General features: G+C 63.4%; 16 protein-coding genes. 7 read left to right on the top strand and 9 right to left on the bottom strand.

The features are described from left to right. Positions 1–2: 2 nt before the first annotated feature. The 3 genes from uvrB to H1D44_RS00430 all read right to left on the bottom strand — a co-directional run bounded on the left by uvrB (position 3) and on the right by H1D44_RS00430 (position 2,747). Positions 3–2,024, bottom strand: a complete 2,022-nt coding sequence (gene uvrB, locus H1D44_RS00440; protein WP_181512878.1) for an excinuclease ABC subunit UvrB — start codon at positions 2,022–2,024, stop codon at positions 3–5. 86 nt (positions 2,025–2,110) lie between these two features. Beyond that, positions 2,111–2,533, bottom strand: coding sequence for an OsmC family protein (locus H1D44_RS00435; RefSeq protein WP_181512877.1), 423 nt, complete (start codon positions 2,531–2,533; stop codon positions 2,111–2,113). Between the two features lie 16 nt (positions 2,534–2,549). Next, positions 2,550–2,747, bottom strand: a complete 198-nt coding sequence (locus H1D44_RS00430) for a hypothetical protein (RefSeq protein ID WP_181512876.1) — start codon at positions 2,745–2,747, stop codon at positions 2,550–2,552. Between the two features lie 138 nt (positions 2,748–2,885). On the opposite strand from H1D44_RS00430, the gene ygfZ reads away from it, so the two are divergent. After that, positions 2,886–3,926, top strand: a complete 1,041-nt coding sequence (ygfZ, locus tag H1D44_RS00425) for a CAF17-like 4Fe-4S cluster assembly/insertion protein YgfZ (RefSeq protein WP_181512875.1) — start codon at positions 2,886–2,888, stop codon at positions 3,924–3,926. On the opposite strand, the gene H1D44_RS00420 is transcribed toward ygfZ, so the two are convergent. Further along, complete coding sequence (locus H1D44_RS00420; RefSeq protein WP_181512874.1) at positions 3,923–4,702, bottom strand: TatD family hydrolase; 780 nt, start codon at positions 4,700–4,702, stop codon at positions 3,923–3,925. The genes ygfZ and H1D44_RS00420 overlap by 4 nt on opposite strands. A gap of 49 nt (positions 4,703–4,751) precedes the next feature. Continuing rightward, on the bottom strand, positions 4,752–6,341 hold the full coding sequence (locus H1D44_RS00415; protein ID WP_181512873.1) for a peptide chain release factor 3: 1,590 nt from the start codon (positions 6,339–6,341) through the stop codon (positions 4,752–4,754). Between the two features lie 182 nt (positions 6,342–6,523). On the opposite strand from H1D44_RS00415, the gene H1D44_RS00410 reads away from it, so the two are divergent. Both H1D44_RS00410 and H1D44_RS00405 read left to right on the top strand, forming a co-directional pair. Beyond that, positions 6,524–7,786: an ATP-binding protein gene (locus H1D44_RS00410; protein ID WP_181512872.1), complete on the top strand. Its 1,263-nt coding sequence runs from the start codon at positions 6,524–6,526 to the stop codon at positions 7,784–7,786. A 14-nt stretch (positions 7,787–7,800) separates the two neighbouring features. Then, positions 7,801–8,340 (top strand): response regulator transcription factor, encoded by a 540-nt coding sequence (locus H1D44_RS00405; RefSeq protein ID WP_181512871.1) that lies wholly within the window; start codon positions 7,801–7,803, stop codon positions 8,338–8,340. Between the two features lie 137 nt (positions 8,341–8,477). Here the strand turns inward: H1D44_RS00405 and H1D44_RS00400 are convergent, their stop codons facing one another. Then, the gene (locus H1D44_RS00400) at positions 8,478–9,251 is read right to left on the bottom strand and encodes a 3-hydroxybutyrate dehydrogenase (RefSeq protein ID WP_181512870.1); all 774 of its coding nucleotides are present in this window, start codon (positions 9,249–9,251) and stop codon (positions 8,478–8,480) included. A gap of 128 nt (positions 9,252–9,379) precedes the next feature. Beyond that, a complete protein-coding gene (gene hybE, locus H1D44_RS00395) occupies positions 9,380–9,814 on the bottom strand; it encodes a [NiFe]-hydrogenase assembly chaperone HybE (RefSeq protein WP_181512869.1) in 435 nt (144 codons plus the stop codon). A 96-nt stretch (positions 9,815–9,910) separates the two neighbouring features. Here hybE and H1D44_RS00390 point away from each other — a divergent pair, with 96 nt between their 5' ends. The 4 genes from H1D44_RS00390 (at position 9,911) to H1D44_RS21285 (ending at position 12,209) form a co-directional block, all read left to right on the top strand. Further along, the gene (locus H1D44_RS00390) at positions 9,911–10,732 is read left to right on the top strand and encodes an inositol monophosphatase family protein (RefSeq protein ID WP_181512868.1); all 822 of its coding nucleotides are present in this window, start codon (positions 9,911–9,913) and stop codon (positions 10,730–10,732) included. A gap of 122 nt (positions 10,733–10,854) precedes the next feature. Then, a complete protein-coding gene (locus H1D44_RS00385; protein WP_181512867.1) occupies positions 10,855–11,115 on the top strand; it encodes a GrxA family glutaredoxin in 261 nt (86 codons plus the stop codon). Positions 11,116–11,268: 153 nt separating this feature from the next. Beyond that, positions 11,269–12,036: a VOC family protein gene (locus H1D44_RS00380; RefSeq protein ID WP_181512866.1), complete on the top strand. Its 768-nt coding sequence runs from the start codon at positions 11,269–11,271 to the stop codon at positions 12,034–12,036. Between the two features lie 101 nt (positions 12,037–12,137). Further along, positions 12,138–12,209, top strand: coding sequence for an integrase core domain-containing protein (locus tag H1D44_RS21285; protein ID WP_422671645.1), 72 nt, complete (start codon positions 12,138–12,140; stop codon positions 12,207–12,209). A 66-nt stretch (positions 12,210–12,275) separates the two neighbouring features. Here H1D44_RS21285 and H1D44_RS00375 read toward each other — a convergent pair whose 3' ends face one another. Both H1D44_RS00375 and H1D44_RS00370 read right to left on the bottom strand, forming a co-directional pair. Further along, positions 12,276–12,935, bottom strand: coding sequence for a CoA transferase subunit B (locus H1D44_RS00375; RefSeq protein ID WP_181512865.1), 660 nt, complete (start codon positions 12,933–12,935; stop codon positions 12,276–12,278). Positions 12,936–13,014: 79 nt separating this feature from the next. Next, positions 13,015–13,716, bottom strand: a complete 702-nt coding sequence (locus tag H1D44_RS00370) for a CoA transferase subunit A (RefSeq protein ID WP_181512864.1) — start codon at positions 13,714–13,716, stop codon at positions 13,015–13,017. Positions 13,717–13,766 lie beyond the last annotated feature (50 nt).

Below are 13,766 nucleotides of genomic sequence, written 5' to 3'. Positions count from 1 at the left end.
GCCTACCCCAGAGCCAGCTGCCGCTCCTTGAGCTCATGCAGCCGGTCACGCAGCCTGGCCGCCTCCTCGAACTCCAGGTTCTGGGCCGCTTCGAACATGGCGTCCTCGACTCGCGAGACCTCCTTGGCAAGATCGGCCGGCGAGAGCTCGCCGAGATCGTAGATCGCCGCACCCTCAGCCACCTTGCGCTCGCTGCGCCGGCCCTTGCCCTTGCGTCCGGGGGCCTGGGCCGCCTCCATGATGTCGGCCACCGAGCGGGTCACGGTGGTGGGCGTGATACCGTGCTTCTCGTTATGGGCGATCTGCTTGGCGCGGCGCCGCTCGGTCTCGTCCATGGCGCGGCGCATGGAATCGGTCACCCGGTCGGCATAGAGGATCGCCTTGCCGTGGGCGTTGCGCGCCGCCCGGCCAATGGTCTGGATCAGCGAGCGCTCGTTGCGCAAAAAGCCCTCCTTGTCCGCATCGAGGATCGCCACCAGCGAGACCTCGGGGATGTCGAGCCCCTCGCGCAGCAGGTTGATGCCCACCAGCACGTCGAACTTGCCCAGGCGCAGGTCGCGGATGATCTCGACCCGCTCCACGGTGTCGATGTCGGAGTGCAGGTAGCGTACACGCACATCGTGCTCATCGAGGTACTCGGTGAGATCCTCGGCCATGCGCTTGGTCAGGGTAGTGACCAGTACCCGCTCGCCCACTTCGGCGCGCAGACGGATTTCGGAGAGCAGATCATCGACCTGGGTCGTGGCCGGGCGCACCTCGATCTCGGGGTCGACCAGGCCGGTGGGGCGCACCACCTGCTCCACCACCTGGCCGGCATGCTCGGCCTCATAGGGGCCCGGCGTGGCCGAGACGAAGATCGTCTGCGGAGATATGCGCTCCCACTCCTCGAAGGTCATGGGACGGTTGTCCAGCGCCGAGGGCAAGCGGAAGCCGTACTCCACCAGCGTCTCCTTGCGCGAGCGGTCGCCCTTGTACATTCCCCCCACCTGGGGAACGCTGACGTGGGATTCGTCGATGAACAACAGCGCATCGTCCGGCAGGTAGTCGAAGAAGGTCGGCGGCGGCTCGCCGGGATTACGCCCCGAAAGATAGCGCGAGTAGTTTTCGATGCCGTTGCAGTAGCCCAGTTCGTTCATCATCTCCAGGTCATAAAGCGTGCGCTGCTCCAGACGCTGCGCCTCGACCAGACGGTCATTCTTGCGCAGCCACTCGAGGCGCTCGACCAGTTCGGCCTTGATTGCCTCGGCGGCGGAGAGGATCGTCTCCCGCGGCGTCACGTAGTGACTCTTGGGGTAGATGGTCATGCGCGGCACATGACCGCGCACCTCGCCGGTGAGCGGATCGAACAGGCGAATCGAATCGATCTCGTCGTCGAACAGCTCGACCCGTACCGCCTCCTCGTCGGAGTCGGCCGGATAGATGTCGATCACGTCGCCGCGCACCCGGTAGGTGCCGCGCTTGAAATCCATGTCGTTGCGCGTGTACTGCAATTCCGCCAGGCGGCGCAGGAACGAACGCTGGTCGATCAGCTCGCCGCGGGTGAAGTGGAGGCGCATCTTGAGGTATTGGTCGGGATCGCCCAGGCCATAGATGGCCGACACCGAAACCACGATCAGGGCGTCACGTCGCTCGAGCAGCGCCTTGGTCGCCGAGAGTCGCATCTGCTCGATGTGGTCGTTGATCGAGGCATCCTTCTCGATGAAGGTATCCGACGAGGGCACGTAGGCCTCGGGCTGGTAGTAGTCGTAGTAGGAGACGAAGTACTCGATGGCGTTGTCGGGAAAGAACGACTTGAACTCCCCGTAGAGCTGCGCCGCCAAGGTCTTGTTGGGCGCCATGACGATGGTGGGACGTTGTAACCGTTCGACCACGTTGGCCATGGTGAAGGTCTTGCCCGAGCCGGTCACGCCGAGCAGCGTCTGGTGCGCCAGGCCGGACTCCAGCCCCCTGACCAGGCTCTCTATTGCGCTGGGCTGGTCACCCGCGGGCTTGAAATTGGCATTGAGACGAAACGGCTTGCTCATGATGGCTCCAGAAAGAGATCAGGCGCCGTGCAAGCGCCTGACTTCAAGATCCCGACAGGTGGTCAAGTATAGCGCCGCGGTCCGGCTCACGCCTCGACGGTGTCGGTCGTGCGCGTGGTGACCTCCACGGTCGCGCTGGTCATGAGACGGTGGATCGGACACTTGTGGCTGATCTCTTCGAGCCTGGCCCGCTGCTCTTCGTCCTCGATACCGTGGAAGGTCATCACCACTTCGAGTCGATAGGTGCCCTTGCGTTCCTCGCTGTCGTCGCGATTGACCTTGACGGTAATGCCTTCGAGGGGCCATTTCTTGCGCTGGGCGTACATCTGGGCGGTGATCGCCTTGCACGCCCCCAGCGACAGATCGAAGTAGTCGTGGGGGTCCGGCGCGCTGCCTTCCCCGCCGTAGGCCACCGGCACATCCACGAAAATATCCTCGAAGCCCGCGACCTGGACCCGCTGGCGGAAGATGCTGTTACGTTCGCTGATGACTTCAATCGTCTTGCTCATGAATCGTTCCCCAGGGTTACTTGACTTCGATGGGCAGCTTCAGCGCCTCGACGGCACGAATCAACTCATCTCTACTGACACGCCCCTCGACGTCCGCGCCGTGACGCCCGACCTCGGCACTCTCGACCCCGTCGACCATCATCAGGGCCGTGGTTATTCGATTGACCTGCTCGGCATTTTCCACACCGGTGAAATCGAGCGACTGATGCGGCATGCATGACTCCTTACCGTGGAATAAGGTAATAAGCAGTCTAACATGAGCGTTGCGGTGCGACACCGCTTGCAATCCGCCCTCGCCGCCCGCATACCGAACGATACACCCCCGACATGACGACCTGGAGCCACAGGCATAATGAGTGATTGGACAACTGCCCTGGAGGGGCGCCGTACGAGCGATTCACGGGTCGAGTTCGAGATCGGCAAGCCAGGCCAGCAGGCCGTGGCGAACGTCAAGGTGACGCCGCTCGTCCACCTCGCGATACTCGACGTGGTCGGCACGGGTGCCGACAAGCTGCTGCAGGGACAGACCAGCGCTCAGGTCGAGTTGGCCAAAGGTGACTTCGCGCCCTTGACCTGTTTCTGCAACGCCAAGGGACGCATGCTGGCCAACGCCCAGCTGCTGCGCATCAGCCCCGAGCGCTACCGTCTGATCCTGCACCGTGACCTGGTGGAGCCGCTGCGCGATCACCTGAAGAAGTTCGCCCCGTTCTACAAGAGCGAGCTCGCACTTCGCGACGACCTGGCCCTGCTGGGCTTGATCGGTACCGACGCGCCTGCCGCCGCGGCCAGGCATCTCGACATTGCAGCCCCCAGCCTGTGGCACCAGGCCGGCGACGAAGAGCGCCAGTTGCTGGCCCATCCCGGGCCACAGCCACGCGTGTTGATCTGCCTGCCCCGGGAGCAGGCTGCCACAACGGCCAGCGCCCTGGCCGACGAGGCGGCCCTGGTCGGCAACGCCGAGTGGTGCCTGCAGGACATTCGGGCCGGGCTCGCCTGGCTCACCGCTGCCCACCAGGACGCCCTGCTGCCGCAGATGATCAACTGGGAGGCGCTGGGCGGCATCAGCTTCAAGAAAGGCTGCTATACCGGGCAGGAGGTGGTAGCTCGTGCACACTTTCGCGGCCAGGTGAAGAAGCGCTTGGCACACTGTCGGCTCGAGGGCGAGCCGCTGCCGGCATTGGGCAGCGCCATCGTCGACGCGAACGGCAAGAGCGCCGGGGAAGTGATCGCCGCGGAGCTCGACAACGAGGGTGGCGTCGAGCTGCTCGCCGTGCTCACCACCCGCGAGGAGATCGGCCCGCTCAGCATCGAGGATCGTAGCGTGACGCCACTGCCGCTGCCCTACCCGATCGAAAGGCTCGATCCTGAAAGTCTGGCCCAGGGCGGCGCCTAAGACTCGCCCTCGCCCAGATCCAAACCGAAGATTCGCTCAGCGGTCGCCGTGCTCTGCGCGGCGACCGCCTCGGGCGTCTTGCCGCGTAGCCTGGCCACCATCTCGCAAACCTGAACGATCCGCGCCGGCTCGTTGCGCTGCCCCTGGTAGCCGCACAGCGGCATGTCGGGGCTGTCGGTCTCCAGCACGAAGCCATCCTCGGGCAGGCTCTTCACTGCGCGCCACAGGCGCTGGGCGCGCTCGTAGGTGACCGCACCGCCCAGCCCCACCACGAAGCCGAGATCGAGAAACTTCCAGGCCTGGTCCGGCGAGCCGGCGAAAGCGTGAATCAGGCCGCCTGCAGGCAGGTCGAGCTGGCGCAGCCGCTTGGAGACCTTGTCATTGGCATGCACGCAGTGGATCACCACCGGCAACCGGCGCGCCTTGGCCAGGCGCAGTTGGGCATCGAACAGCTGCCACTGCTCGTCCAGGGTGTCTTCATAGCGAGCATCGATGCCGCACTCGCCCAGCGCCCGCACCTCGGGATGCTCGTCCAGCAGGTGCGCCAGCGCCTCTATGTCGCCATCGCCGTGTTCATGCATGAAATAGGGGTGCAGGCCGAGGCTGATATGCACGTCGTCACGTCCGCCCAGCGCCAGCACCGCAGGCCAGCGTTCGCGTGTGGTACCGGGCACCAGGAAATGGCCGACGCCGGCCGCCCTGGCACGTTCGAACATCGCCTCGCGGTCGTCGTCGAAGGCCTCGAAGTCAAGATGGCAGTGAGCATCGATCAGCACGTCGCTCTCCTTGGCAGCTCCCTCGTCGTCCCTGACGAAGGGATGATGGCTAGTGTTCGCGGGTCGCCGCGAAACGTATCTCCGGCCAGCGCTCCTGAGTCATCTGCAGGTTGACCCTCGTGGGGGCAATGTAGGTCAGGTAGCCGCCGCCATCCAGAGCCAGGTTGGCGCTCGCCTTGCGCTTGAACTCCTCCAGCTTCCGGGCATCGTCGCAATAGACCCAGCGCGCGGTCTGGACGTTGACCGGCTCGTAGACACAGTCGACCTTGTACTCCTCCTTGAGACGGTGAGCGACCACGTCGAACTGCAGGGTACCCACGGCGCCGAGGATCAGGTCGTTGTTGTCCAGCGGCTGGAACAGCTGCGTGGCACCCTCTTCGGAGAGCTGCTGCAGGCCCTTCTGCAACGCCTTGAGCTTGAGCGGATCCTTGAGCTGGACGCGCTTGAACAGCTCCGGGGCGAAGTGGGGAATGCCGGTGAAGCGCATGTCCTCGCCCATGGTGAAGGTATCGCCGATCTGGATGGTACCGTGGTTATGCAGGCCGATGATGTCGCCTGGCCAGGCCTCCTCGACGTGGGCTCGATCGGAGGCCATGAAGGTCAGGGCGTCGGCGATCTTGACCTCTTTGCCGATGCGCACGTGGCGCATCTTCATGTTCTTCTCGTACTTGCCCGAACAGACCCGCAGGAAGGCGATACGGTCGCGGTGCTTGAGATCCATGTTGGCCTGGATCTTGAACACGAAGCCGGTGAATCGCGCATCCTCGGGCTCGACGCTACGGGTATCGGTCTCGCGCACCTGCGGCGGCGGCGCATGTTCGACGAAGCCATCGAGCATCTCGCGCACGCCGAAGTTGCCCATGGCGGTACCGAAGTAGACCGGCGTCAGTTCACCGCGCCGATAGGCCTCGAGGTCGAACTCGTGGGAGGCGCCGCGTACCAGCTCCACCTCCATGCGCAGCTCCTCGGCCTGTTCGGCACCGAGCACTTCGTCCACCTCGGGATTGTCGAGCCCCTCGATGCGCTTGTCGTCGGGAATGCGGCTGCCCTGACCCTGGGTGTAGAGATGAATCACGTCGTTGTAGAGGTGGTAGACGCCCTTGAAGTGGCGCCCCATGCCGATCGGCCAGGTCATCGGCGCGCAGTGGATATTGAGCACCGTCTCCACCTCGTCCATCACCTCGATGGGGTCGCGAATGTCGCGGTCCATCTTGTTGACGAAGGTGAGGATCGGCGTGGTACGCAGGCGGCACACCTCCATCAGCTTGATGGTGCGCGCCTCGACGCCCTTGGCGCCGTCGATCACCATCAGCGCCGAGTCCACCGCGGTGAGGGTGCGGTAGGTATCCTCGGAGAAGTCCTCGTGGCCCGGGGTGTCGAGCAGGTTGACGATGCGGCCGCCGTAGGGGAACTGCATCACCGAGGTGGTCACCGAGATGCCGCGCTCCTGCTCCATCTTCATCCAGTCGGAGGTAGCATGCCGGTCGCTGCGCTTGCTCTTCACCGAGCCGGCAAGCTGGATGGCGTTCCCGAACAGCAGCATCTTCTCGGTGATGGTGGTCTTGCCCGCATCGGGGTGCGAGATGATCGCAAAGGTTCTACGCAGCCCGACTTCACGGGCCAGATCGGCAGCTGACATCAGTCTCGAATTCGTCGTGTGTGGCACCGGCAAGGGTGCGTGTGTGTGGGTTGGCACGCATTCTACGGATTTGCCGCGCCCAGGTGTAGGCCAGCGGCCGTAAAAGCTCGACGCCCGGCGCCTGCATGCCCGTGGTCAGGCGACACGGTATGATAGGCAAAGAACGAATCGATGGAGCCCCCATGCCAGCCACGCCCCTGCCGTTATCGACGCCCAGCCGCAACCTGGTACGCCTGACCATCGTGCGCGGCATCAGTTGGACCGGCTTTCTGATTGCCGCCATCGTCGGCGTGGAGCTGCTGCACTTCGACCTCGAGGTTCCCGCGGTGATCGGTGTCATCGTCTGCATGGGCATGGTCAACCTCTTCACCTGGTGGCGCCTTGGGCGTCAGTGGGCGGTCAGCCATACAGAGTACGTCCTGCATCTGCTGGCGGACATCGTCGGACTCACGCTGCTGTTCTACCTCACCGGCGGCTCCAACAACCCCTTCATCAACTACTACCTCGTGCCGGTGACCATCGCCGCCGCTACTCTACCCTGGCGCTTCGCCTGGATCGTCGCCTCGGTTTCCATGGCGGCCTATACGCTGCTGATGTGGGTCTATCATCCGGTGCCGCAGTTCGCTCACTACCATGAAATGGTCGGCGTCAATCTGCATGTGCTGGGCATGTGGGTGAACTTTGCCCTGTCGGCAGGCCTGGTGACCTTCTTCATCTTCAAGATGGCCCACGCCCTGCGCACTCGCGAACAGGCCCTCTCCCAGACCCGCGAGGCAGCGCTGCGCAATGAACAGGTCGTCGCGGTGGCCACTCAGGCGGCGGGTACCGCGCATGAGCTCGGCACACCGCTCTCCACCATGGCGGTGCTGCTCAGTGAAATGCGTGACGATGCCCGCGACGACCCCGAGCTGACCCAGGACATCGAACTGCTACGACGCCAGGTGGACGTATGCAAGTCTCACCTGCGACATCTGGTGGAGAGCGCCGACCGCCGGCGCATGGCCGAGCCAGAGATGTGCGATGCCCGCGAATGGTTGCCAGGCGTGGTGCAGCGCTGGCTGGTACTGCGTCCGGACGTCAGCCATCGACTCGAGATTGCCGATCAGCGCGGCACGCCCTGGCTCAAGGTGGACAACACCCTGGACCAGGCCATCACCAACCTGCTCAATAACGCGGCGGATGCCAATCCCGACGACATCGGCATCCGCCTGGACTGGAACAGCGAAGAGGTAGTCATCGATATCCGCGACCACGGCCCCGGCGTGACCCTGGAGATCGCCGACCAGTTGGGAGAAACCTTCGTGTCGACCAAGAGCAAGGGGCTCGGGATCGGACTGTTCCTGACTCACGCCACCATCAACCGCTTCGGTGGTGGCGTAAGCCTGTATAATCACCCTGACGGGGGGACGCTGACCGAAGTGATCCTGCCGCACAGTGAGCCCTGAGCGACGAGGTCACCATGCAAGACACTGATACACGCCTGCTGGTCATCGATGACGACGAAATGTTCTGCCACGTACTCTCGCGCGCCCTGGCCAAGCGAGGCTATGAGGTCCTGGTAGCGCACGATGCGGAGCAGGCACTGAGCCTGGCCCGCCGTCACCGCCCCGAGCTTGCTACCCTGGACCTGAAGCTGGAGCACAGTTCGGGCCTGAAGCTGCTGCCGGAGCTGCTCGACATCGTGCCCAACTGTCGCATCGTGGTGCTGACCGGCTACTCCAGCATCGCCACCGCGGTGGAGGCAATGAAGCTCGGCGCCGTCAACTACCTTTGCAAACCCGCCGATGCCGACGAGATCCTCACCGCGCTGGAGCGGGCAGAGGGCGACCCCGACGCCGAAGTGGCCGACAACCCGCCCTCGATCAACCGCATCGCCTGGGAGCATATCCAGAAGGTGCTGCAGGAGCACGACGGCAACATCTCCGCCACCGCCCGCGCCCTGGGCATGCACCGCCGCACCCTGCAACGCAAACTGCAGAAACGCCCGGTGCGACGATAATCACCCCAGTTGATTTTCGATATCGCGAGCCTGATGCGAAAACGCAGCGAGCGAAAGTCAGGGCTAGGCCCGTTCCCGACGGGCCAACGCACTTCCCACTTCCCTGTGGGTAGCAAGGCAAAAATTGGCGCAGGCTCTCACTGGGCCGTCCAACCAAGATCGATATTCCAGCTCGAACCCGTCACAGCGCCTGCCGCATCCGAGGCCAGGTAGGCCACCAGTCCGGCCACCTCCTGCGGGTCGATCAGGCGCTTGACGGCAGCGTTCTTGAGCATGATCTGCTCCACCACCTCCTGCTCGTCCATGTTGTGCAGCCTGGCCTGGTCGGCGATCTGGTTTTCCACCAGTGGCGTCTTCACATAGGCCGGGCAGATGGCATTGGCGGTGATGCCCTGGGGGCCGCCCTCCAGCGCGGCGGTCTTGGTCAGTCCGATCATGCCGTGCTTGGCACTGATATAGGCCGACTTGCCCGGGGAAGCGACCTGAGCATGCACCGAGGCGATATTGACGATGCGCCCCCAGCCATTCTCGCGCATGGAAGGCCAGGCGGCCTGGGAGAGCAGGAAGGGCGCCGTGAGCATCAGATCGATGATCTGGCGCCACTTGGCCTCGGGAAAATCCTCGATCGGGCAGACGTGCTGGATGCCGGCGTTGTTGACCAGGATGTCGACTTTCCCGAAGCGCTTGACGGCTTCGGCCACGGCTGCCTTGCAGGCCTCGCCGTCAGCCAGGTCGGCCTGGAAGAAGGCGGCCCCGATGGCATCAGCCTTCTCCTTGGCCTGCTCATTGAAGTCGACCGCCAGCACCTGATGACCGAGTTCGCGAAACTGTCGCACCACGGCCTCACCAATTCCGCTTGCGGTTCCGGTCACCAGGGCGACACGGGGCACGGAACTCGTTGCGTTACTCATGGGTAATTCCTTCTACACGACAATGGAAGACTCGAATTCCCAGCATAAGACCGGTAACGCAACCGGCACCAGCCCACCGGAAGTCTTACTACGCTCGGGTAAAGCTCATGCTCGGGTGAAGCTCATGCTCAGGTGGGGCTCATGACCTTGTTCATCAGGCGCTGGGCGAGTCGACTCCCCTCCTCACGGGATTCCAGGTCGGACAGGTCGTCGAGCAGCGGGCAGCGCCACAGCCAGAGGCCCTGCTCCAGCACTTCGGCGACGAAGGGGTAGCGGCCCGAAGGCAGCGCGAAGACGCGGCGCTCGCCGACATCCGGCGCCGTGGCGCTCGCGAAAACCGGAAACAGCACCAGCGACAATGAAGCCGGGCTTATCAGTGCACCGGCGAGAAAGTTCGGCCCCGGCGACTCTTCACCGCCGTCGGGACAGACCTGAAAACAGAGGGCATCGACGTCAAGCCGCGGGTTACCCGTGGGAGCCTCCGCATCGGTTTCAAGGCGGGCTTTCCAGGCCTGGGCCATTTCGTTCAATCGTTGGTACTGATCAGGGGTGGGGGCGAGCATCCGAGCCTCCTTCTCGCGCATGAGCGGCGGCAGCCGTTCGGCAAGCTGCCTTACGCCTGCTATTCTGGCAGGTCAATGCGCGACGAGGAATCCTCCATGCTCCCTCAACAGCGACTCGAGCTTGCCGTGACCATTGCCCGGGATGCCGGCGAGAAAATCATCGCCGCCAGGCAGAGCCAGGCCTTCAACCAGCAGCTCAAGCATGGCCAGGAACTGGTCACCGACGTGGACGTGGCCGTCGACACCCTGATCAGCCAGCATCTTGATGCCAACTTGCCCGGCGAGCTCAAGCTCAGCGAGGAGCTTGCCCCGGATCGTACGGTGATGGGAACGGCCGAGGCGCTGTGGGTCATCGATCCGATAGACGGTACCGTCAATTTCGCCCATGGGCTGCGCCACGTCGCCGTCTCCATTGCCTGGGTCAGCGAGGGCAAGACGCGTCTCGGCGTGGTACACGCCCCCTTTCTCGGTGAAACCTACACCGCGCTGTATGGCCAGGGCGCCTGGTGCAACGGCAAGCCGATCCATGCCAGTCGCACCACCAACCTGCAACGCTGCCTCGTCGCCACCGGCTTCCCCTACCGCCGTGACAGCCGACCACCGCTGTTGCGGCGCCTGATGGCGGTACTCGAGCACTGCCAGGACGTGCGGCGCAATGGTTCGGCCGCACTCGACCTGTGCGATGTGGCCTGCGGGCGGCTCGATGCCTACTACGAGAGCGTCTCGCCCTGGGACTTTGCCGCCGGGGTGCTGATTGCCCGGGAAGCCGGAGCACGCACAGGCCATCTCTACCCCTGCCCCAGTGGCATACCGGAGGATCTCTACGGAGAGAACCTGCTGATCAGTGCGCCCGAAATTCACGCCGAGCTTGGTGATTTGCTACGTGCAGCCGATGCCGACGAACTCAACTCCTACTGAAATCCCTTGCTGCGGCTGGCCATAGCAGGTAGCAATCGACGCCCTAGCGGTCTTCTATTGGCCCTGGACACGGCTATCCGTCACAATGGCGCCAGCTCATCACCCTTCAGGAGTTGTCTTCTATGTTCGTCGTGATCTTCGGCCGCCCCGGGTGCCCCTTCTGCGTACGTGCACAGCAGCTCGCCGAGCAGCTGGAGAGCAGCAGTGCGATCGAGGGACATCGCTACGTGGATATCTGGGCCGAGGGCATCAGCAAGGCCGATCTGGAAAAAACCATCGGCAAGCCCGTTTCCACCGTACCGCAAGTCTTCGTCGACCAGCAGCATGTCGGCGGTTTCACCGAGTTCGACCAGTACGTGCGCGATAACGCTTTGCTGGCCTGAGTGCCGCTACCTACTGCCAATGCCGGGCAGCGTCCCGGCCCATAGCGTTCATTGCCCGTTTAACGTCCTTGCCGCGTTGAAAGCCGTTCCAGGCCAGCCCCTATACTGAGGTCTAATGCATAGGCGCATCCGTACACCATAAGGAACGGCACGATGCAAAGGGAAGAATTCCTCCAGCAATTGTGGCTGGACTACATTCACCATCATCCCGATGTGGGGATGCTTCGCCTGTGGCCGACAGATGCGCCGGTCGAGTATCTCACCCTGGTTACCCTGAATCAGGCCCCCTTCTCTACCCAGGACCTGCTGCCAACGCTCGGGCATCTTGGCTATCGACCCGTGCACCGCTATGCCATGGCGGATCGTGGCCTGCTCGTCTGTCTGCTGGCTCCCCCCGAGGACAGCACCTGGCTGGTACTGGCGGAGCTGCAGCTTGGCGCACTGTCGCGAGTCCCTCGGGAGTCACTGACTCGGCTGGTAAGCCAGACTCACCCCCGGGATACTCGCGGCAAGAACCTGCTGAGTCGAGGCCGACCGTGGCCGATGCCCGACTGGGACGACTACGAGATGCTCTACGAAGCCCATCCTCTCGCCGGATGGCTTTCGGTCATGGGCCCGAGCGTGCACCACGCCGGCTTTGACTGCGAGCGGCTCGGGAGTCGCTTCGAGGAGCTTGACCAGGCCCTCGCCGCGTCAGGCTTCCAGGGCAGCCAGGAGCAGCAGCAAGCCGTGCTCCCCGTCTCGCCGCTGCTCAAGTACCGTTTCTACCCCACCTGTTCGCAGCGCATGGCCTTTGGCGATGGCGATGAGCATCGCATCTGCCTGGGCGGTCTCGCCCTGATCCAGAAGCGCCTGAGCAGCGATCATGAACGTGCCGTAGAGCTCCTGCTTCCCCACCACACCCGCTGCGAGATGACGTGAGCCGAGCGTTATCCACAGAAACTGTGGATAACACTGTGCAAGAGGGGGGTGACAAGCAGCCCAGGCCCGAGTATCACGCGCCTTGTCCGCTCTGGTCATAAATTCGTCACAGGCTGAAACTAAAAGGCCTGAGCCCCGTACAGTACAGGACTCAGGCCTTGGACGCCGGCTGAATGAACCGTCCAACTATTGGGGGTCAGTTCAGTGCCCGGGCCTTGGCGAACCAATGACGGGAAAGGTCAATCGAAGGACATTTCCGGTACGTGGTCGGGCACGATAAGCTTGCCTGCCGTCTTTTCGACGATCTCCTCGACGCTGACGCCTGGCGCCCGCTCCTTGAGAATGAAGGCGCCGTTCTCGATTTCCAGGTAAGCCAGATCGGTCAGCACGCGGTTGATGCAGCCAGCACCGGTCAGCGGCAGGGAGCACTTCTCCAGCAGCTTGGATTCACCGTGCTTGGAGGCGTGAGTCATGGTGCAGATGATATTCTCGGCGCCAGCCACCAGGTCCATGGCGCCGCCCATGCCCTTGATCAGTTTGCCTGGCACCATCCAGGAAGCGATGTTGCCCTCCTGATCCACCTCGAAGGCGCCGAGGACAGTCAGGTCGACATGGCCGCCGCGAATCATCGCAAAGGATTCGGCCGAATCGAAGATGGCCGCACCGGGGCGCGCCGTCACGGTCTGCTTGCCGGCGTTGATCATGTCCGGATCGACCTCTTCCTCGGTGGGGAAGCGCCCCATGCCGAGCAGGCCATTCTCGGACTGCAGCATCACGTCGATGCCTTCCGGGACGTAGTTGGCCACCAGGGTGGGAATGCCGATACCCAGATTGACGTAGAAACCGTCTTTCAGCTCTTGCGCCACGCGCTGAGCCATCTGTTCACGTGTCAGTGCCATCTTGTTTGCCTCTTGTGTTCGGTGGAGAAGCGATACGGTCAAGGCCGGCCTCTGCCGGCTGGGCGCTTGCGCGCTGGGCTCAGCCCTCGCGTACGGTGCGCTTCTCGATACGCTTCTCGAAGGTGCCCTGGATGATACGGTCGACGTAGATCCCCGGCGTGTGGATCTGGTCGGGGCTCAGCTCGCCCGGCTCCACGATCTCCTCGACTTCGACCACAGTGATCTTGCCGCAGGTGGCCGCCAGCGGATTGAAGTTCTGTGCCGTGTCACGGTAGACGACGTTGCCGTAGCGGTCGGCCTTCCAGCCCTTGACGATGGCGAAATCGGCGTGGAAGGCTTCCTCGAGGATATAATGACGGCCGTTGAACTCACGCACCTCCTTGCCCTCGCCGATCGGCGTGCCGTAGCCGGTAGCGGTATAGAACGCGGGGATACCCGCCCCACCGGCGCGCATCTTCTCGGCCAGCGTACCCTGCGGCGTCAGTATCACCTCGATCTCATCGTTGAGCATCTGCTGTTCGAACAGGGCATTCTCGCCCACGTAGGAGGCGTAGAAGCGCTTGATCTGCTTGTCTTCCAGCAGCAGGCCCAGGCCGAAGCCATCTACGCCGCAGTTGTTGGAGATGACGGTCAGGTCCTTCACGCCACGACGCTTGACCTCGGCAATCAGATTTTCGGGAATGCCGCACAGGCCAAAGCCGCCGGCCACCAGCGTCATGCCGCTTTCGATGCCGTTCATGGCCTCTTCGTAGGAGTACACGCGCTTGTCGAATCCTGACATCGCAGAGCCTCGTCTTGTTGTGAAATGGAGTAGAAAGAACAGTACCTGAC

The organism is Billgrantia kenyensis (genome assembly GCF_013697085.1).
Taxonomy (GTDB): Bacteria; Pseudomonadota; Gammaproteobacteria; order Pseudomonadales; family Halomonadaceae; genus Halomonas; species Halomonas kenyensis.
The sequence above is the reverse complement of the archived record's forward strand: the minus strand, read 5'-3'. Positions and strand labels throughout refer to the sequence as shown.